Source organism: Streptomyces sp. SLBN-8D4, assembly GCF_049739545.1.
GTDB classification, from domain to species: Bacteria; Actinomycetota; Actinomycetes; order Streptomycetales; family Streptomycetaceae; genus Streptomyces; species Streptomyces canus_C.
Genome location: NZ_JBMGQC010000001.1, coordinates 9,541,114 through 9,560,350, shown reverse-complemented (window position 1 = coordinate 9,560,350; position 19,237 = coordinate 9,541,114). Strand labels below are relative to the sequence as shown.

General features: G+C 69.8%; 16 protein-coding genes and 2 pseudogenes. 10 read left to right on the top strand and 8 right to left on the bottom strand.

From position 1 onward, the window contains the following. Positions 1–91 precede the first annotated feature (91 nt). The 3 genes from rox (at position 92) to RKD20_RS43380 (ending at position 3,124) form a co-directional block, all read left to right on the top strand. Positions 92–1,585 (top strand): rifampin monooxygenase, encoded by a 1,494-nt coding sequence (gene rox / locus RKD20_RS43390; RefSeq protein ID WP_424882531.1) that lies wholly within the window; start codon positions 92–94, stop codon positions 1,583–1,585. A 215-nt stretch (positions 1,586–1,800) separates the two neighbouring features. Next, positions 1,801–2,385, top strand: a complete 585-nt coding sequence (locus tag RKD20_RS43385; RefSeq protein ID WP_424882530.1) for a hypothetical protein — start codon at positions 1,801–1,803, stop codon at positions 2,383–2,385. A gap of 109 nt (positions 2,386–2,494) precedes the next feature. Further along, the gene (locus RKD20_RS43380; RefSeq protein WP_424882529.1) at positions 2,495–3,124 is read left to right on the top strand and encodes a TetR/AcrR family transcriptional regulator; all 630 of its coding nucleotides are present in this window, start codon (positions 2,495–2,497) and stop codon (positions 3,122–3,124) included. A 70-nt stretch (positions 3,125–3,194) separates the two neighbouring features. On the opposite strand, the gene RKD20_RS43375 is transcribed toward RKD20_RS43380, so the two are convergent. Next, the gene (locus RKD20_RS43375) at positions 3,195–3,434 is read right to left on the bottom strand and encodes a hypothetical protein (protein WP_424882528.1); all 240 of its coding nucleotides are present in this window, start codon (positions 3,432–3,434) and stop codon (positions 3,195–3,197) included. A 13-nt stretch (positions 3,435–3,447) separates the two neighbouring features. Between RKD20_RS43375 and RKD20_RS43370 the strand changes: the two genes are divergently transcribed. Next, entirely contained in the window at positions 3,448–3,591 is a 144-nt protein-coding gene (locus RKD20_RS43370; protein ID WP_424883462.1) for a hypothetical protein, read from the top strand. Between the two features lie 87 nt (positions 3,592–3,678). Then, positions 3,679–4,364: pseudogene (locus RKD20_RS43365) on the top strand (SDR family NAD(P)-dependent oxidoreductase). 87 nt (positions 4,365–4,451) lie between these two features. On the opposite strand, the gene RKD20_RS43360 reads toward RKD20_RS43365, so the two are convergent. The 3 genes from RKD20_RS43360 to RKD20_RS43350 form a co-directional block, all read right to left on the bottom strand. After that, positions 4,452–5,063: a dihydrofolate reductase family protein gene (locus tag RKD20_RS43360; RefSeq protein ID WP_424882527.1), complete on the bottom strand. Its 612-nt coding sequence runs from the start codon at positions 5,061–5,063 to the stop codon at positions 4,452–4,454. A gap of 73 nt (positions 5,064–5,136) precedes the next feature. Continuing rightward, positions 5,137–5,979, bottom strand: coding sequence for a helix-turn-helix domain-containing protein (locus tag RKD20_RS43355; RefSeq protein WP_424882526.1), 843 nt, complete (start codon positions 5,977–5,979; stop codon positions 5,137–5,139). A 70-nt stretch (positions 5,980–6,049) separates the two neighbouring features. After that, a complete protein-coding gene (locus RKD20_RS43350; RefSeq protein WP_424882525.1) occupies positions 6,050–6,421 on the bottom strand; it encodes a winged helix-turn-helix transcriptional regulator in 372 nt (123 codons plus the stop codon). An 83-nt stretch (positions 6,422–6,504) separates the two neighbouring features. On the opposite strand from RKD20_RS43350, the pseudogene RKD20_RS43345 reads away from it, so the two are divergent. Further along, positions 6,505–7,414, top strand: a pseudogene (locus tag RKD20_RS43345) (NAD(P)-dependent oxidoreductase). Positions 7,415–7,515: 101 nt separating this feature from the next. Here the strand turns inward: RKD20_RS43345 and RKD20_RS43340 are convergent. Next, on the bottom strand, positions 7,516–8,175 hold the full coding sequence (locus RKD20_RS43340; RefSeq protein WP_424882524.1) for a response regulator transcription factor: 660 nt from the start codon (positions 8,173–8,175) through the stop codon (positions 7,516–7,518). Then, entirely contained in the window at positions 8,172–9,374 is a 1,203-nt protein-coding gene (locus RKD20_RS43335; protein WP_424882523.1) for a sensor histidine kinase, read from the bottom strand. Before RKD20_RS43335 ends, RKD20_RS43340 begins: the two co-directional genes overlap by 4 nt. Positions 9,375–9,579: 205 nt before the next feature. Between RKD20_RS43335 and RKD20_RS43330 the strand changes: the two genes are divergently transcribed. The 4 genes from RKD20_RS43330 to RKD20_RS43315 all read left to right on the top strand — a co-directional run bounded on the left by RKD20_RS43330 (position 9,580) and on the right by RKD20_RS43315 (position 13,273). Further along, the gene (locus tag RKD20_RS43330; RefSeq protein ID WP_424882522.1) at positions 9,580–10,179 is read left to right on the top strand and encodes a DUF308 domain-containing protein; all 600 of its coding nucleotides are present in this window, start codon (positions 9,580–9,582) and stop codon (positions 10,177–10,179) included. Between the two features lie 426 nt (positions 10,180–10,605). Next, positions 10,606–11,049: a DUF485 domain-containing protein gene (locus RKD20_RS43325; protein WP_424882521.1), complete on the top strand. Its 444-nt coding sequence runs from the start codon at positions 10,606–10,608 to the stop codon at positions 11,047–11,049. Then, entirely contained in the window at positions 11,046–12,677 is a 1,632-nt protein-coding gene (locus RKD20_RS43320) for a cation acetate symporter (RefSeq protein WP_424882520.1), read from the top strand. Before RKD20_RS43325 ends, RKD20_RS43320 begins: the two co-directional genes overlap by 4 nt. Before the next feature lie 95 nt (positions 12,678–12,772). Beyond that, positions 12,773–13,273 (top strand): pyridoxamine 5'-phosphate oxidase family protein, encoded by a 501-nt coding sequence (locus RKD20_RS43315; RefSeq protein ID WP_424882519.1) that lies wholly within the window; start codon positions 12,773–12,775, stop codon positions 13,271–13,273. A 38-nt stretch (positions 13,274–13,311) separates the two neighbouring features. On the opposite strand, the gene RKD20_RS43310 is transcribed toward RKD20_RS43315, so the two are convergent. Then, positions 13,312–17,385, bottom strand: coding sequence for a beta-galactosidase (locus RKD20_RS43310; protein ID WP_424883461.1), 4,074 nt, complete (start codon positions 17,383–17,385; stop codon positions 13,312–13,314). Between the two features lie 576 nt (positions 17,386–17,961). Then, positions 17,962–19,146 carry an ROK family protein gene (locus tag RKD20_RS43305; RefSeq protein WP_424882518.1) on the bottom strand — a complete coding sequence of 395 codons (1,185 nt, stop codon included), beginning with the start codon at positions 19,144–19,146 and terminating at the stop codon, positions 17,962–17,964. Positions 19,147–19,237: the final 91 nt, after the last annotated feature.

The window sequence follows — 19,237 nt, the reverse complement described above, 5'->3', positions numbered from 1 at the left end:
GTGGGTGCTCCCCCTTGCCGTCACGGCCGGCGATTGACGTAGGTGTCGCCGGGAGCGCCTCGACAACAGGCACTCCTGAAAGGCAACACCTATGGACTCTCCGCAGTTCACCGCCCGGCCGTCGTCGGATTCCTGCGCCGATCGCGCGCCCCTTGGGCTCGACTTCGACGTGATCATTGCCGGGAGCGGACCGACCGGTGCGATGCTGGCCGCCGAACTCCGGCTGCACGACGTGCGGGTACTCGTCCTGGAGAAGGAAACCGAGCCCGTCTCGTTCGTCCGTATCGTCGGTCTGCACATGCGCAGTCTCGAACTGCTGGCAATGCGCGGTCTGCTGGATCGCGTGCGCGCACACGGAAGGCAGCGTCCGGCCGGCGGGTTCTTCGCCGCCATCAACAAACCCGTGCCCCAGGGCCTTGATTCGGCGCACCCCTATCTGCTGGGCATCCCGCAGCCTGTCCTCGTCGACCTGCTCGAAGACCATGCGATCCAACAGGGTGCGCAGATCCGCCGCGGGCGCGCGGTCACCGGATTCGAGCAGGACGACGAGGGGGTGACCGTCGAGCTGGCCGGCGGCGAGCAGCTGCGTTCGCGGTACCTCGTCGGCTGTGACGGCGGGCGCAGTACGGTGCGCAAAGTGCTCGGTGTCGGCTTCCCCGGAGAGCCCTCACGGACCGAGACGCTGATGGGCGAGATGCAAGTGGGTGCGCCGCAGGAGGAGGTCATAGCCAAGACGGCCGAACTCCGCGAGACCCACCACCGGTTCTGGCTCCGGCCCTTCGGCGGCGGGGTCTACAGCGTCGTCGTCCCCGCCGCGGGAGTCAGCGATCGCGCGAAGCCGCCCACCCTCGAGGATTTCAGACAACAGCTGCACGCCGTCGCCGGAACCGATTTCGGCGTGCACTCCCCGCGCTGGTTGTCCCGCTTCGGGGATGCCACGAGACTGGCCGAGCGCTACCGGGCCGGGCGGGTGCTGCTGGCCGGCGACGCGGCACACATCCATCCGCCCGTCGGCGGGCAGGGCCTGAACCTCGGCGTTCAGGACGCCTTCAACCTCGGCTGGAAACTGGCCGCACAGATCCGGGGCTGGGCTCCCGAATCCCTGCTGGACACCTACCAGGCCGAACGTCGTCCGGTCGCCGAGGACGTGCTGGACAACACCCGCGCGCAGATGGAACTCCTGTCCACCGAACCGGGTCCGCGGGCCGTGCGCAGGCTGCTCACCGAGCTGATGGACTTCGACGAGGTGAACCGTCATCTGATCGAGAAGATCACCGCCATCAGCGTCCGCTACGACTTCGGTGAGGGCCCCGACCTGCTCGGCCGCCGCCTGCGCGACATCGACCTGAAGCAGGGACGCCTCTACGATCTGCTGCATCGCGGCCGTGGCCTGCTGCTGGACCGCACCGAACGCCTCACCGTCGGCGCCTGGTCGGACCGGGTCGATCACCTCACCGATCCCACCGCGGCCCTGGATGTTCCCTGCGTCCTGCTGCGCCCCGACGGCCACGTCGCGTGGATCGGCGACGATCAGCGGGACCTCGACAGCCACCTCGCCCGTTGGTTCGGCAGGCCCGCCGACTGACGGACGCGGAGCGAGCCACCGGTCGCGCGGCCGTTGGCCGTGCCGAGCGTCAGTCCGGCCCCCGGAGCGGTTCTGCGCCCGGGGGCCGTGCAGGCGACGGCCGGGCCGCCAAGCCCCGTACACATGGTCCCTGGGAAGTCCAACCACCGGGCGCCAGTTCGGTCACACTGGACGCACTCGGTCCAGAGGGAATCGTGGCGGGGGAAGGAAGACCGTTGCCGGAATCCGACCTGTTCGCACGGGAAGCCCTCGTCGTGGCGCAGCCGAAGCGTTCACGGTGGCGCAGGTACACCGGTCCCGCGTTGGCCGTGTCGACCGTGGAGGGGACGGTGCTCGCCCATGTCACGCACAGCGACGACACGCGTTCTCTTCTCACGAAGGCGTCCGGCGAGTGCGTCGTACGTATCGAGAAGAGCTCCAGGTTCGGGCAGTTCGGACCGGTGCGGTTCCGTTTCGTCGACGCCACGGACCACGAGGCCGGCACCGTCGATGCCCGTGGACCCGTCAAGACCGGGCAACTGAGCCTGCGGACGGCGCACGGACGCGCGCTGCTCCTCACGCGTCGGGGTCTGCTGTCCACCGAGTGGCAGCTCACGGAGAGCGATCCGCACCGGAGCCCGGCACCGGAGGTTCTCGGCCGGGTCACGGTGAGCACTGTCGACGGGTGGCTCGGGTTGCAGCAGTACGTCGTCGTGCCAGACCCACGCCTGGACACGTCGGAACGGCGGACCGTCGTCGCCTCGGTCATCTGTCTGCACCTGCTCCGCCGGCCTCCGGACAGCAGCAGCGCGCCCGCATGAGCCTGAGCCGCACGCACCCGATCTGACATCATGGGCGAAACGGAACCCGGTTCCATAAGCCGTACGGAACCCGGACCCGCTGTGCCGTCGCAGAGAGAGGGGCCTCAGGGTGAGCGACAGCCGCCAGGGCACGGAGCAGGCCACCGCGCCCCAGCGCAAGGACGTCCGGCGCAACAAGCAGATCCTGCTGGACGCGGCCGCCGCCGTCTTCGTCACCTCGGGCGTGGAAGCGCCGGTGCGGGACATCGCCGCCAGGGCGGGCGTCGGGATCGGCACGATCTACCGCCACTTCCCCACCCGGGCGGACCTGATCGTCGCGGTCTTCCGCCACCAGGTCGAGACCTGCGTCGAGGCCGGCCCCGCCCTGCTGGCGAGCTGCCCGACGGCGTACGAGGCGCTGGAACGGTGGATCGACCTGTTCGTCGACTTCCTGGTGACCAAACACGGTCTCGCCGCCGCCCTGCAGCACGACAACGCCGGCTTCGAGACCCTGCACGCCTACTTCATCGACCACCTCGTACCCGTGTGCACGCAGCTCCTCGACGCCGCCGCGGCCGCCGGTGAGATCCGCTCCGGCATCGGAGGGCTCCAGCTGATGCGTGGCGTGGGCAATCTCTGCGTCGGAGCGGAGAACGATCCCAGCTACGACCCGCGCGCCCTGGTCGCGCTCCTCGTCGCAGGACTGCGCCGGCCGCACCGGTCCGGGGCGGAATCCGGGGCGGCCGACGGCGAGCCGTGAGCGGCCCGCGCACCCCGTACCGCTCACGAACCGGCCCCGCCGCACCCCCCGATAGGCGCGCCTGCCGGTCTCAGACGAGGGGCCAGTTGCGCAGCGCTGCGTCGGCAAGATGCTGGAGTTCGTCGCGGCCGACACCGCTCGCGGCCTGTACGGCGATGCCGTAGGCGAAGGTGGTGACGTAGCGGGCCAGCAGACCCGGATCGGTCCCCGCACGCAGATCGCCGTCCTCGACGGCTCGCCGGAACCGATCCCGCTGGGAACTCGGGGAACTGCTCTTCGACGGTGACCGGTTGGCCGCGCGTCTGGTCAACACCGGTACCCCGGTGAAGGAATGGCTCGGCGTGTCCCCCACCGGCGCGTCTTTCGAGATCGTCGAGTACGCGATCTATCAGGTCCGCGACGGGCGGTTCGTCCATATGACCGCCCTGCACGACGCCGGCGAACTTCGCAGGCAACTGACCAGCTGAGACCGCGACTTCAGCACCGGCACCCCGGACTGCAGTCCGGACACATCACCGACGGCCCCTGGGGCCACATGACTCGCGAGGACAGACATGCCCATCACACTGATCACCGGGGCCAACAAGGGCATCGGCTACGAGACAGCCGGACAGTTGCTGGCCATGGGCCACACCGTCTACATCGGCGCGCGTGACGCCGAGCGAGGCGAGAAGGCCGCGGCGGAGCTCGGCGCACGGTTCGTGCAGCTCGACGTGACCGACGACGCCTCGGTGAGCAGCGCGCTGGCGACGATCGACGCGGCCGAGGGCCGGCTCGACGTCCTGGTGAACAACGCGGGGATCCTGGGCAACGGCGTCACCGACGGCCCTACCGCTCTCCGGGCCTTCGACACCAACGCCGTGGGGATCGTGCGCGTCACAGAGGCGGCGCTCCCCCTGCTGCGCAAGTCGTCGAACCCCACCGTGGTCACCGTTTCCAGCAGCGCCGGGTCCTTCTGGGCGGTGACCAACCCGGACCGGCCTGAGTTCAACCTGCCCTGACGCTCTACTCCGCGTCCAAGTCCGCGGCCACCATGCTCACGGTGCAGTACGCCAAATCCCAGCCGGGCATCAAGTTCAACGCGGTCGAGCCCGGCACCACCGCGACCGACCTCACGGCGGCCTTCGGCATCGGCAGGCCGCCGGAGGAGAGCGCCAAGGTCGTCGTACGCCTGGCGACCCTCGACGCGGACGGTCCGACGGGAACGTTCCAGGACGAGAACGGGGTAGTGCCCTGGTGACCAGGTGAACCGGCCGGAGGCGGCCACGCGGGTTGCCTCCGGGGACGGGCCCGGATGTCTGGAAGGCTGACAGCCGCCGTGGCCCCTTCAGCGGCGCACGTTGAACCTCAGGTGCAGCACCCTGTCGCCCTGGATGACCACATGCGGATCCTCCAGCAGATGCTGCCCCTTGATGCCGCCGAAGTAGCGCCTGCCCGACCCGAACACCACCGGAACCACGTCCATCGCCACCTCGTCCACGAGACCGGCCGCGAGGATCTGGGCACCCGCGTCGCCGGCATTCACCGCGACGATCCGCTCCCCGGCGAGTTCCTGGGCCTTGTCGACAGCGGCGACCACGCCGTCGACGAAATGGTAGGACGCCTCGGGGTGCCACCCCTGGGGCTTGGGCCGATGGGACACCACGACCACGTGATCACCAGCGGGCGGCTTGCCCTCCCAGCCGTTGACCTGGTCAAACAGGTTGCGGCCCATCACGATCGTGCCGATGGACTCCCACATCGCGCGGACGTAGTCCGCCGACGCGGCAGAGACCTTGATGCCGCTTCCCGTGCCGGAATGGTCGTACTCCTCGTCCCCGCCTACGACGATCGGAACGTCCCCGCTGAAGTACCAGTCGTGAAGGGGCCCGACCTCGCCCTTCTCATCGGCGATGAAGCCGTCCACCGACACCACACTGTGCATGATCACCGCGCCCACGGGCCCTCCTCGGAATCTCTGTGCGAGGTCCCTGCCATCCTCTCCCGCCGAGAGGACCCGGGCATGTAAGAAATCAATCAGCCGGCATCGGACCGTAGTCCTGCGGACCTCCCCGGTCGAGGGGGAACCGACGCCACAGGGCCAGGTACTCCGTCGGCGTGTGGCCGGTGAAATCCTTGAACTCCCTACTGAAGTGGGCATGGTCAAAGTAGCCCGCCGCTTGGGCGAGTTCCGACCAGTCGACCGGGCGCAGCGCGTCCACGGACACGATCAGCCGCGCAAAACGGTAGATCCGCGCCATCCGCTTGGGTGTGACACCCACATGAGCCTTGAACAGGTTGGTCAGGTGATTGCCACTCACCCCGGCGGCATCGGCCAGCGCACCCACCGGAATCGTGCCGTGCGAGGTCTCCAGGCGCCCGCCCGTGTGCTGGACCAGGTCGAGGCCGCGCGCCGGAGCCTCGGCAAGGCGCGACCGTAGCTCCGCTTCCACCACCCGCAACGTCTCCGCGGCCGACGCGACATCGCCGACCTGGTTGCGGATCCGGTCCACGGAGCGTTGCCAGACGGCATCGACCGGCGCCCACCGGTTACGCAGCTCGGCCGCCGGCATGTCGACGAACGGCGACATCCCCCAGGGCTTGAAGTGCACCCCCACGAGCCGCACACGCGCCGGGTACTCGAAGAGGAAGCGCCTGGTCCACACACCCATGAACCACCCGTCGGAGAACAACGCCGGTGGCACCGAACGGTCGGAGTCCCACAGCCGGACAGGCTCGCCTAGGTGAAGGAACAGGTGTGCCGACGGCATCGGCGGCACGTTCATCAGCCGGTGGCGCGGGGCCCCGGTCAGGCAGTACACGTCGTCGATGAACCCGTCGAGCGGCGGAGCGGGCACCCGGCCGACGTATTCCATGGCCCCAGTGTGGACGCCCGAACGTTCCGTTCGCGAGGGCGGTGTCACCGCCACTGCCAAGGATCGTCCTCTAGCCGTGTGGGGTCTCGCCCACGCCGGCCATCTCGGAGTCTTCGCGGCGTAGCCGTTCAGTCCCCCAGGCGCCGAGCGGCCCGAGCGCCTGGTTGAGCGTGTGCCCGTGCTCGGTGAGGGAGTACTCCACGCGTGGCGGCACCTCGGCGTACACCTTCCGGTGCACGAGACCGTCCTCCTCCATCTCCCGCAGGTGCTGCGTCAGCATCTTCTCGCTCACCCCCGATAACCCGCGACGAAGCTCGGCGAAGCGACGTATGCCATGGGCGTGGAGTTCCCACAGGATCAGTCCCTTCCACTTGCCGCTCACCACGTCGAGCGCGGCGTCGATGCCACAGATGTAAGGCCCGCGTCTCGGCGCCTTGGCCATCACTGAACCCCTTACTGAAAGGTAAGTACCGCAGAAAATAGTGGGTACTTCCGACAGTAGTGGCGGTCTCCGAGCATGGAGGGGTGAACGAACAACAGAACTCCCCCACCAGCCGGAGCGGCGCCGTCACCGTGATCGGGCTGGGTCCGATGGGCCAGGCGATGACCCACGCCCTCCTCACCGCAGGCCACCCGGTCAGCGTCTGGAACCGCACCCCCGGCCGTGCCGACGGTGTCGTCTCCGACGGAGCCACCCTCGCGTCGACGCCCGGCGAGGCGGTCGAGGTGAGTGACCTCGTGATCCTCAGCCTCACCGACTACCAGGCGATGTACGACATCCTCGGCGGCGCCACCGCATCGCTCGCCGGCCGCACCCTGGTCAACCTGAGTTCCGACACCCCCGACCGCACGCGCGAGGCGGCGACCTGGGCAGCGGGCCACGGCGCCGCCTTCCTCACCGGAGGTGTCATGGTTCCCGCGCCGATGGTCGGAACCGAGGCAGCCTACGTCTACTACAGCGGCCGCGACCAGGTGATGGAGAGACACCGCGGGGTGTTGGCACCGCTCGGCACACCCAAGTACCTGGGCGATGACCCCGGCCTCGCCCAGCTGATGTACCAGGCCCAACTCACGGTGTTCCTCACCACCTTGTCGGCGCTGATGCACGCCACCGCGATGCTGGGCACCGCAGGACTGAAGGCATCGGAGGCGCTGCCCGAGTTGCTCCTCACCGCCGACTCGATCGGCGACATGCTGAGGGCCGGGGAGAAGACTCCAGGCGCCGCGCTCGATGCCGGGGAGCATCCCGGCACCCTCAGCACCGTCACCATGATGGGCGCGACCGCCGACCACATCGTCGAGACCAGCGAGTCCCTCGGTCTCGACCTCGCGCTCCCACGCGGCCGTACAGGCCCACTACCGGCACGCCGTCGAGAACGGGCACGGCAGCGATCACTGGACCCGCATCATCGACAGCATCCGGGGACCGCGCTGACCCGTCGCGGAGGCGGTGCGGCAGCGCCGGGCCGCTCCTGCGTGAGCTGCACGCCGCGCTCGCGAGGGCCGTCGAGCACCAGGGACCGACCGCTCGGAGGCTCAGGGGTACAGCCCCGCTCGGAACGTGAACGAGACGAGTTGCGCTCGATCGCGTGCGCCGACCTTCGTCATGGCCCGCACCGCGTGCGTCTTCACGGTGAACGGCGACACCGACATCCGGGCCGCGATCTCGTCGTTGCCTAGACCGCTCGCCACGAGCACGACCACGTCCCGCTCCCTGGGGGTCAGCGCGTCGAAGCGTCGCAGCAGTTCCCGGTCGATCACCGGCGGTGGACTGTCGGTCATGTGACCGATGAGCGCGGCCGTCGCGGCGGCCGACAGGGCGCCTCCACCGCCGACGACCTCGACGATCCCGGCGACCAGCTCGGCAGGGCTCACCGTCTTGCTCAGGAAGCCGTTGGCGCCCGCGCGCAGGGCGGCGAGCACGATGTCGTCCTGGTCGAACGTGGTCAGCACGATCACCCGCGTCTCCTCGGGTGGGTGCTCCGCGCGGATCCGGCGGGTGGCTTCGACGCCGTCGATGCCGGGCATCCTGATGTCCATCAGGATCAGGTCGACGGGGTGGTCCCGGAGGAAGGGGACGACCTGGAGGCCGTCGGAGAGTTCCCCCGCGACCACGAGACCCGGATCGAGCCGGAGCATCGCCCGGATTCCGGCCCTGATGTCGTCCTGGTCGTCGACGATCAGAATGCGCGTCATCGGACGACGGCTCCCAGCAGGCTGAACTCCGCGTGGACCCGGAACCGCCCGTCGTCACTGTCGATCGTCAGGCGCCCGTTGGAGGACTCGACGCGTTCGCGCATCCCCACGAGTCCCAGTCCGCCGCCCAGGTCGGAGCCGCGGGAGGAGTGGGCGACGCGGTTCTCCACGGTGACGCTGATCCTGCCGTCGCGCTCGCGCACCTCCACCGTCGCCGTTCCTTCTCCATGCCGGTAGGCGTTCGTGAGTGCCTCCTGAACGACCCGGTAGACCGTCACGCCGACGCTGGGCTCCACGAAACCGGCGGGGACGTCGACGGACGCGCGGATGTCGAGGCCGATGCTCTCGAACGAGGCGACCAGTCCTTCCAGACCGCTGAGCGCCGGGATCGGCCGGAGCGCCTCGTCGTCGAAGACGTCGTCCCCGAGGCGGAGGAGCGCGAGGATGCGCTGCGTTTCGACGACGACGGTACGGGCGCTGGACCTGGCGGAGACGAGGGCCTGCCGGGAGGACTCGGCGTCGTCGGGCAGTCCGATCTCCGCGGCCCCGAGGTGCATGCTCAGCATGGCGACCTGGTGGCCGATGACGTCCTGGAGGTCGCGGGCGATACGGAGCCGCTCTTCGGTCACTCGTCGGGTGGCCTCGATCTCACGGGTGGCGATGGCGCTTTCCGCCCGTTCCTCCAGGGTCCACCAGTGGTCTCGGTGGATGCGCAGCGCGGCCCCGCTCGCGCCTCCCGCCATGGCCGAGAAGACGGCGGCGGCTCCCACGACCGCGCCGCCGCGGAATCCTCCCAAGGTCATGAAGGCTCCCAGGAAGAAGGCCGCCACGACACCGGTCGCAACCAGTGGCTGTTTTCCCCTGAACGTGACGGAGAACAGGACGAGCACCGCCATCATCCACACCGACAGGGGGTCGTGGCCCACCGCTGTGACGGCGAAGGACGCCGCGCTCGCCACGACCAGTCCGGCCCACGGCTGCCACCAGGACAGGGCGACACCGCTGCCGGCGAGGAGCACGGAGAGGGCCGTGGGCCAGTCCGACCCCCTCAGGATCACGGCCACGATCTGACCGGTGAAGACCAGCGCGGCCACTGCGTAGGCGGCCCGGTGCAGCACCTCGGGGCGGCGGACCCACAGGGGTGCCACGGGTCCGTCCTGACTGTCGTGCGCCTTGGCCATGCGCTGATTCTCGTTCACGTGTGCAGCGGGCGCGTACTTCGAACGAAGTAGACGACGAAGCCGCCTCGGCCGCCGGGAACGGCGGTACTCCTGCCGTCGAGGTGCGGGGCACAAGCGGATCGCGGAACTACTTCGTTCGAAGTACGCGGCGGCGTCCCGGGCCGCTGAGACTCGCTCGTCGAGGCGCCCGCCTCACACCGTCACGATCACAACGGGACACCCGATGACACACACCACCGTCACTTCGCCGGCTTCGACCACGACCACGACGACGTCCTCCGGGCTCCGATCTCTCCACCTGATCCGAGTCGTCTTCTCCCTGGTCTGGGTGGCGCTGGTCCTCACGACGTCCGCCTCCCTGGTGTCGGCGGACAGGCCCACAGCGATCGCGGGCCTGCTGCTAGTCGTCTACCCCCTGTGGGATGTCGTCGCCACGCTCCTCGAACGTCGCCTGACCGGCCCCGGCTCCACGCACCGTGTCAGTGCCGTCAACATGGCTCTCGGCCTCGCCACCACGGCGGGGATGATCATCGCGGTCTTCTCCGTCATCAGGACGGCCCTCCTCGTCTTCGGTGTCTGGGCGCTGCTGTCCGGAGCGGTCCAGCTCGTGACGGCGATCCGACGCCGGCGCACCGTCGGCGCCCAGTGGCCCATGATCATCAGCGGTGCTCAGTCCGTCCTCGCCGGTGTCACCATCGCCGCCGGCTCGGCCTCGGAGACGAGCGGCCTGTCCACCGTCGCCGGGTACTCGGCCTTCGGTGCCTTCTGGTTCCTGGTCTCCGTCATCGCCCTGAACAACCGCAGCCGACGCGCGGCGCGTTGACCCAAAGGGCGCCTGATCGTGCACCGGGGCACGTGTGGGCGGCGCGATATCCGCCAGGCATATGACAGCAGTACCACCCCCTCGATGGACGGCTCGCCACTGCCGCATTCGGCGTACTGCTGGTCATCCCATCGCCCGCTCCGCTTCCGTCGGAGCGGGCCAGGCCGACTGGCACTGGTGTACGACGTACGGACGGCCGGTTCCGGAGGGAAGGGGCCACAGGAGACGCCTGTCATCCCTTCCGTCACACCCTCACCATGGGCACCCGTCGAGGCGGCCCTGCGCTCGGGCCCTGCGCAGGAAAGTTCAACAGAACACCCATCCACCGCCCGGACACCCGCATAACGTGCGGTGACCCGAACCGCCTCCGCCTCCCCCACTTCCTGCGGTCCGTGACGCCGGGCCCACCGCGCTAGGAGCTTTGGGATGTCCTACGACCGCTCGGAATTATCCCTGCCGCACCGGCACAACGGACGGGTCCCCTCCCCCACCGCACACCGGCCGCCGCCCCTCGCGCCGGCCAGAGAGCGCCCGGGCAGCGGGGCCCGTCCGCGTTCGTGGTCCAGCTACCACCGCGCCCTGCGTGTCCTGCGCCGCGCCTGCCGGTGGCAGCGGCGCGTGGCCACCTTCGTCGCCCTCGGCTACTTCGCCGTCTTCCTCACCCTCACCGTCCGGGCCCCCGCCTTCATGGCCCGCCCGGCCCTCGGCGGGCTCCCCACCGGTCTGCTGCTCGCCGTCGTACAGATCCCCGTCACCTGGCTGGCCGTCCTGCTGTTCGAGTACTCGGCACGGCGGTTCGTCGATCCCCTTGCCCGCCGGGTCAGTCAGTACGCACGCCCGGCCGGCGGCGACGGGCGGTCACAGGCATGACCGACCTCGGCGGCTCCGCGCAGTCCTGGTCCCTGGTCGCCTTCTGCAGCGTCGTCACCCTCACGCTCCTGCTGTGCGTACTGACCGGCCCCGACCGCGACGACCTGGAGGAGTTCTACACCGGCTACCGAACCCTCTCCCCGCTGCGCAACGGCCTCGCGGTCGCCGGTGACTACATCTCCGCCGCGACCGTGCTCACCATCGGCGGGGTCATCGCGCTGTGCGGCTACGACGGCGTCGTCCTGGCCCTGAGCACGCTGCTGTCCCTGCTCCTGCTGATGTTCCTGCTCGCCGAACCCCTGCACAACACCGGCCGGTTCACCATGGGCGACGCGCTGAGCCGACGTGTCCCCGGACGGGCCGTGCGCATCACCGCATGCGTGGTGACCCTGCTGTCGCTGATCCCGATGATGATCGTGCAACTGGCGGGCGTGGGACAGCTGCTGGCCTTCATCCTGGGCTTCTCCGACGGTGCCATGCAGACCGGCTGCATCGTCGGCGCGGGCATCCTGATGATCAGCTACGCCGCCCTCGGCGGGATGAGGGGGACCGCGCTGATCCAGATCATCAAGACGGTGATGCTCCTCGGGTCCGGTCTCGTGGTGGCCGTACTCGTCCTCGCCTCCTTCGGCTGGCACCCGGGAGCGATGCTCGACACCGCGGCGCAGCGCAGCGGCACCGGCCGGGCGTTCCTCCAGTACGGCCTGCAGTTCTCGGACGGACCGCACCCCGCACTGGACATGATCAGCACTCAGGTCGCCATCGTGCTCGGCGGTGCCTGCCTGCCGCACGTCACCATGCGGATGTACACCGCGGGCAACGCCCGCCAGGTACGGCGCACGATGTCCTGGGCCGTGTCCTCGGTGGCCCTTTTCATGCTGGTGATCACCGTCGTCAGCCTCGGCGCCACGGCACTGGTCGGCCGCGAACGGATCACGGCCGCCGACCCGCACGGCAGCACCGCCTATCTGCTGGGTGCGCGCGCCGTGTTCGGCTCCGATGTCTCCCGCACCGAGGGCCTGGTGTTCAGCACCGTGACGACGGCGATCTTCCTGACCCTCCTGGCGTCCGTCGCCGGAATGACGCTCGCCTGCGCCAACTCGCTGGCGCACGACGTCTCCGCCTCCCGGAACAAGGGCATGCCGGCGCTGCGGGAGATGACCCTCGCCCGGACCTGCGCGCTGGTCGTCGGCATCCCCGTGGTGCTGCTGGCCGCCCTCGCCCAGCACCGCAGCCTCCAGCCCCTGGCCACGCTCTCCTTCTGCATGGGCGCCTCCGCCATCGCGCCCGCGCTGGTGTACTCGCTGTTCTGGCGGCGCTTCGGCAAGGCCGGTCTGCTCGGCACGCTCATCGGCGGCTCGGCCGCGGTCCTGGTCCTGATGTCCGGCACCCGGCTCGTCTCCGGGTCACCGACGTCGGCCTTCCCGGAGGCCGATCTGAACTGGTTCCCCTTCACCACGACCGCCCTGGTGTCCGTGCCGGTGGGCTTCGCCTGCGGCTGGCTGGGCACGGTCCTGAGCGGACGCCGCAGCGCCCGCCGCGCACGCGAACGGTACGCCGGCATCGAGCAACTGATCCTCGCCGGACCCCCGCGACGCCGCCCGAGCTGGAGCCCGGACGGACCGTAGAGGGAACCTTGGAGAACTCGTCTTGTGCCGGGTGTCGAGAACGTGGCACTGGCTCCGTCCCAGGTGCATCAGTCACCACTTCGGGAGGGACGACCGTGCAACCGAACGAGATCACCGAGGTTCTGAACCGGCCGATCAGTCAGGAGCTGCTGGCGCGCGACCTGACCCGCCTGGCCTACGTCGCCAAGGACGGCACACCCCGCAACGTCCCGATCGCGTTCGCCTGGAACGGCTCGGAGATCGTCATGTGCACCTCGAAGAACGCCCCGAAGCTCGCGTCCCTGCACGAGAACCCGGCGGTCGCCCTGACGATCGACACCGAAGTGCACCCGCCCAGGATCCTGCTCGTCCGGGGCCGGGTCGAGCTGGACTACGTCGACGGCATCCCGGACGAGTACCTCCAGCCGACCAGCAGCTACGAGATGACCCCCGAGCAACGGGTCGAGTGGGAGGCGGAGGTGCGTTCGCTCTATCACGACGGCATGGTCCGGATCGTCGTGACCCCGACCTGGGCGAAGCTCATCGACTTCGAGACGACGCTGCCGAGCGCGGTCGAGGAACTGGCCCGGCAGCGGGAGGAACGGAAACAGGCCTGAGCGGCGAGCGATCGCGTACCCGCTCGCCGCCACGGCCGTCAGCCGCACGTCAGTGTCGGCACCGCCCAGTCGCCGTGGTCGTTGCCGTTGCCGTCACCGGCGTCGCCGACCTTGAGGTCGACCACCTGGGCGCCGCTGACGTCGACGTCGACGGACACGGCGGCCTGTCTGCCGCGCATCGTCGGTGTGGTCACCAGGGTCTTGCCGTCGGCGATCACGGAGAACGTGACCGTGCCCGCACCCCCTGTCTCGTCGTCCACCCCTACCTGTGCCGTCAGGCGTGAGCACTTGCCGCCGAGGTAGAGCTGGACGTCACTGAGCGCGTTGGTGCCAAGCCCCTTGGCGTAGTTCACACCGCTGATGGTGATCGCCCGGCCGTCCCCGGCCGCCTGCTCGCCGACGCTGCTGTCGCGCTCCACGGGGCCCCACCCGTTGGTGGAGGACAGGAACGGCAGGTCGCTCACCGCGCTCTTCCCGGCCGGTGGAGCCGCCGGTATCCCGCCGACGATGCGCTCGTCGGTGCCGGTGGCCTGCCGTCCGTGCTGTACGTAGAGCACCGTGGTGGTGAGTGCCGAGGCTGACGGCAGGTCCCCCGCCGGTGGCTGGACCTTCCAGGTGAAGGCGGCCGTACCGCCCGGCTTCAGGCTCTTGAGGGACAGCGGGCTCGTGGCGCTCACGCTCCAGCCGTCGGGGGCGGAGAGCGAGGCCGTCAGCCGGGACGCGGACGTCTCGCCCTTCGGCACCCGCACGGTCGTCCGGGCCGTGAAGGCATCCCCCGGCTGAGCCGTGTCCGGCACCTCCAGGGCGACCTCCGCTCCCGGACGCCTGGGCATCGCGTACTTCCGGGAGTCGTAGCGTGGGCTGTCGTTCTGCGCGACGCGCAGGGAGGAGGCGTAGCTGCCGTAGTCGGTGAGGGAGACCTTGCCGAGGCCGCCGGTGCTGCCGTCCAGGTTCCACACGGCGACGGCGATGCTGTTGCGGCCGTTCGGGTTCAGGATTCCGTCGGGGACCGGGAACGTGTGCTGCGGGCCGAGGTAGTTGACGTAGTTGCCGACCTGCCAGCCGTTCACGAAGACCGTCGCCCGGTACTTGCGTGCCGGGTCGTCGGTGAACGTCAGGCCGAGTGAGGTGTCCTGGCCCTTCGGCAGGTCCAGCCTGGCATCGGTCCGGTACCAGGAGACCCCGGGGCGGGTGTCGGTCGTCGGCAGGGACACCCGGTTCCACTTGGCGTCGGGGTAGCCCGGCAGGGACCAGCCCGCCCGCTCGCCGTACAGGCCGCCGGTCGAGAGCGGGCCGCGCACCGTGTCCTGGAGGTCCTCGCCGCCGCGTACGCCCTGGAGGCGCCAGGTGAGGGAGGTCAGCGGGGCTCCGACGAGGGAGGCGCTGGTCAGGCCGCGGGCGGTCTTGTTGCCGTTGGTGGAGTTGTAGTCCTCCTCGTGTCCCATGTTCACGGTGAGCACGGAGAGGACGTTGTCACCCTGCGATGTGACCGACCCGGCCGGGAAGGTGAAGTCGGCACTGCCGGTGGTGGAACTGCCGAGGAAGGTGCCGTTGAGCCAGGCGGAGAATGCCTGTGCGCCGCCGCCGGAGTCGGAGACCAGGTGGATGCCGGTCTCCTTGCCGGTGGCGTGGAAGCGGCCGCGGTACCAGGTGTTGCCGGTGTGGAAGCCGTAGTCGTCCGCGTAGAGCACCGGCAGCTTGTTGATTCCCGAGACGCTGTTGGTGGTCGTCCTGTCGGCCACCTGCCAGCCGGTGTCGTCGAAGCCGGGGGCCGCTTCGGGGGATTCCTCGGCCTGCTTCCAGTTCGTCAGGGCCGGAAGGTGCACCGCGGCGGCCACCGGGATCGTGCCGGTGCGGCTTCCCGTGTCGGTGGCCCGGGTCTTCACCGGGCTGCCGTTCCAGGTGACATGGTCGGCGGAGGCGAACACCTCGATGTTCTTGTCGTCGGCGTTGTCCCCGGTGAGCGCCACGGTACGGCCGCCGTCCCGGCTGGTTGCCGTCCGCAGCAGGTGTGTGCCGCGTACCAGCACCGAGCCGGTCGCGGTGTCCTGACGCCAGAAGGTCTTCGCCGTGGCCTTGTCGCCCACGAGCAGCAGCAGCGGGCGCTGTCCGGCGCCGCTGACGCTGATCCGGACGAGGCCCTTGTGGGTGTAGTTCAGCCGCAGGTCACCGGTGGCCGGGTCCCAGGTGGTCGTGGCGGTGCCGCCGCTGGTGGTCACCGTGGGCTTCGAGGAGTAGCGCAGGACGGTTTCACCGTCGCTGCCCTGGTCGCCGTAGAGCACGGCGACGTCCCGGTCACCGATGGTCGCGCCGGTCATGATCTCGGAGGTCGAGTACTGCAACTTCGCTTCCCCGAGGCGGTAGTTCGCCACGATCACATGGGAGTCGCGTCCGTCGAGCGTGATCGCGGTGCCCGGCTGCTGGGGCACGACCGGGTAGGTCGGCTCCGTGGCGGCGGTACCGGTCGGCACGTCGATGGCGTCGACGGCCACGTAGTTGTCGGTGGACCCCGAGCTGTGGTTGCCGGCGACGACGATCTTCAGCGTGTGCGCCCCGGGAGCCAGACCGGTCTTCTGGAAGACCACCGCCTGGCTCTCGCCGCCGGAGTCGTCGACGGTCGCCACCTTGGTGCCGTCGAGGTAGACGTCGGCGATGCCGTGGTTGTTCGTCTTCGAGCCGATCCAGCGGATCGCGGTGCCGTCGAAGGGGACGGTGAGCGAGTCACCGGCCTTGTTGGAGAACGACTCGGTGTGCTTGTAGTCGCCGCCGGTGTAGCTCGTGTCGGCCACGTGCGACCACGAACCGGCGTACTGGAGCGCGGAGTCGGGGTCGTCCCAGGTGTAGCTGGTGTCTCCGGCCGGCCGGGCGTTGAAGTCCAGGGAGATGTGCGCCTTGTCGACCGCCGTCGACGTGGAGTTCCCGTGCCGCAGCACGTGGAACTGCGTCTTGGTGTCGGGGTTCATCCGGGCCGTGTCGACGACCGCCGAGTCGTCCGGCGGTGTGGTCCTGATCGCGTCGGTCTTGGTCAGCGGGGCCACCGACTGGGTGAAGTACCCGATCAGCTTGTCCTCGTCGTACTTCGGATCGAGCTGCCGGGTCTCCCGGATCGCGGCTCCGTAGTCGTACGACGTGTAGTTCTGGGGCATGCTCAGCCAGCCCCAGTTGGTGCCGCCGTACGTCATGTAGAAGCTCTGCGCCGTCGCGCCGACCGCGATGTTCTGCTTGTAGAACACGTTGGCGAACTGGTCGTTGATCAGCTCGGCGCACTTGTCGTAGCCCGGGCCGCCCCAGGGGTCGAAGGCGCCGCCCTGGAACTCCGGGGAGTACAGCGGCTTGCCTGCCGGGTGGTCGTAGCTGATGTCGGGGACGCCGTTCCACTTCGAGGGGTTCGAGCAGTCGAAGCCCTGCGGGTAGGAGTCCGGGCCGTCCACGTCCAGGGCGCCGGCACCGGAGTTGAAGGTGCCGTTGTTGTTCCCGGTCAGCGGCACGGTGATGCCGTCGGCGCGGGCCTTGTCCTCCAGGTGCTGCATGTAGGAGCGGGCGGCCGCGGAGCCGTTGTAGTACTCGTTCTCGACCTGGTAGGCGATGACCGACCCGGTGCCGTTGGTGAGTTGGTGCCGAGCGATGATTTTGTCAATCTGCGTCAGCCACTCGTCGGCGTACTTGAGGAACCGCGGGTCGTCACTGCGGTTGTTGTCGGCCTTGGTGGTCAGCCAGCCGGGCAGACCACCGCTGTCGACCTCCGCGTTGATGTACGGCGCGGGGCGCGCGATGACGTAGAGCCCGGCCTCCTCGGCCATGTCGAGGAGCCTGTCGACGTCACGCACCCCGCTGAAGTCGTACACGCCGGGCTTGGGCGAGTGGTATCCCCAGTCGAAGTACAGGGAGGTGGAGTTGAAGCCCGCGGCCTTCATCTTCTGGAAGATGTCCCGCCACAGGTCCGGGCTCGGGAGCCGGAAGTAGTGGAACTCGCCGGACCAGAGGTAGGTGCGCTTGCCGTCGACGAGGAACGAATAGCCGTCGAGAGTCACCGTGTGCGCCTGCGCGTCGACGGCCGGAGCGGCGGCGAGCGCCGACCCGCTTGCCTCGCGCGCCGCGGCGGGCGCGGTCATCCCCACGGCCAGAGCGATGGTCGCGGCCGTCGCGAGGACCGCCCTCCACCATCCACGGCGACCGGGTCTCGCGGTCTCTGCTTCGGTCCGATTGCCTCGCACTGCGGCCTCCCTCTGGCCTGAGCGATCAGCATCAAACAGACTCAGGCAAAGTCGAACAGTAGGGGGGCCGTCGGCTCAGCACAATGGGGCGGCAGAACTCGGATGGGGCGGCGGGGGCGGCTGAGCGGCGGGGCTGCCCGACGGAGGCCTGGCGGCGATGACCGAGGGCTCGAACGTCGCCCCCGGTAGGCAGGTCGCACCAGGCAAACCGCCACCCCGGTAAGGGTGTTGACGAGCACGGCGACGACCTGGCAGGCATCGGCGGCCGTCTGCCGTACCTACCCGAGTCGTGCGACCAACAGCCCCACCCCCACAACTCTCCACAACCAGTCGAACGATGACTCGCCGGAGCGAACCCACCCCGCCCGGACATCCGTTACCGCCTCGGCCGTTCACCCCCCGCCGCCCGCCCCGCACAGATGCCCGCAGGCGCGATACGGTCGCCCCGATCACCATGGCCCGCGCCCGGACCGCTCAGGACACGGCCGACCGTCGCTCGAACACCACTTCCCGGGCGGTCCCGAGCGCCGTCGCGACCGCGCCGAGGAGGACCGCGTCCTCGCCCAGCCGACTGGGGGCGAGCTTCGGACGCAGCGGGGTCAGGGCCCTGAGGTTGTCGCGCACCGGCTTCAGCAGAAGGTCCACGCTGTGCCCGACTCCGCCGCCCAGGACCACGAGATCGGGGTCCAACACCGCCGCCGCCACGGCCACCGTGTGGGCGATGCGCTCGCCCTCCAGCCGGACCGCCCGCACCGCGGCGTCGTCCCCCTGCCGGGCCGCGTCGAAGACGGCCTTCGCGGTGAGCTGTCCCCGCATGCCGAACCGGCGCGCCGCCTCCACCACCGCCACGCCCGACACCGCGTCCTCCAGCCGCTCCGGCTTCTGCTGCCCCGGCCACGGCAGGAACCCGATCTCGCCGGCGAGACCGTGCGCACCCGTGAACAAGCGGCCCTCGCTCACCACGCCCATGCCCAGGCCGGTGCCGATGAGGATGTACGCGAACAGCCGGCTGCCCGCCCCGACGCCGTACGTGTACTCGCCGAGGGCGGCGAGATTGGCGTCGTTGTGCACCTCCAGCGGGACGCCCAGCTCCTCGCGCATCCGGTCGAAGAGCCCGGCACGCCCCCAGCCCGGCAGGTGCATCGCGTAGCGCACCCGGCGGTGCTCCTCGTCGTACACCCCGGGCGTGCCCACCACCGCGTGCACCACCTCCTCGGGCGCCACGCCCGAGTCGGCGACCACCCGCCGGGCCGTGGACACCACCAGGTCGGCCATCGCCGCCGAGCTGCGGGCCTGGTTGCGCACGTCGGAGCGGGCGACGACGGTGCCGTCCAGGTCGGCCACGGCGACCCGCAGCCAGCTGCGGCCGACGTCGACGCCGAGGACGTGACCGGCCGCCGGGTCGGGCGCGTACAGCACCGCCGTCCGACCGCGCTCGGGTACGTGGGTGCCCACCTCGCGGACCAGTCCGGCCGACTCCAGGGCGGCGAGGGCGCTGGAGACGGTCGGCTTCGACAGGCCCGTCCCGCGGGCGAGCTGCGCCCGGGACGCGGGGCCTTCCGCGCGCAGCCGCTCCAGCAGCAGGCGCTCGTTGGTGCTGCGCAACCGCTGCCGGTTCCAGGGCTGCTCCTGCTGCTCCACGACGTCGCCGGCGGCCATCGCACCATTCTCACGCACGGCGGGCCCCCTCTTGACGCATCTAGTAAGTCTCCTTAACTTTATCGGCCAACAGACACCGGATACCGGCCCG

Excerpts from the sequence above, each read along its gene's own strand:
- rox (WP_424882531.1), top strand. The coding sequence starts at position 92 with ATGGACTCTCCGCAGTTCACCGCCCGGCCGTCGTCGGATTCCTGCGCC.
- RKD20_RS43355 (WP_424882526.1), bottom strand. The coding sequence starts at position 5,979 with ATGGAATACGTCGGCCGGGTGCCCGCTCCGCCGCTCGACGGGTTCATC.
- RKD20_RS43350 (WP_424882525.1), bottom strand. The coding sequence starts at position 6,421 with ATGGCCAAGGCGCCGAGACGCGGGCCTTACATCTGTGGCATCGACGCC.
- RKD20_RS43340 (WP_424882524.1), bottom strand. The coding sequence starts at position 8,175 with ATGACGCGCATTCTGATCGTCGACGACCAGGACGACATCAGGGCCGGA.
- RKD20_RS43330 (WP_424882522.1), top strand. The coding sequence starts at position 9,580 with ATGACACACACCACCGTCACTTCGCCGGCTTCGACCACGACCACGACG.
- RKD20_RS43325 (WP_424882521.1), top strand. The coding sequence starts at position 10,606 with ATGTCCTACGACCGCTCGGAATTATCCCTGCCGCACCGGCACAACGGA.
- RKD20_RS43320 (WP_424882520.1), top strand. The coding sequence starts at position 11,046 with ATGACCGACCTCGGCGGCTCCGCGCAGTCCTGGTCCCTGGTCGCCTTC.
- RKD20_RS43310 (WP_424883461.1), bottom strand. The coding sequence starts at position 17,385 with ATGACCGCGCCCGCCGCGGCGCGCGAGGCAAGCGGGTCGGCGCTCGCC.
- RKD20_RS43305 (WP_424882518.1), bottom strand. The coding sequence starts at position 19,146 with ATGGCCGCCGGCGACGTCGTGGAGCAGCAGGAGCAGCCCTGGAACCGG.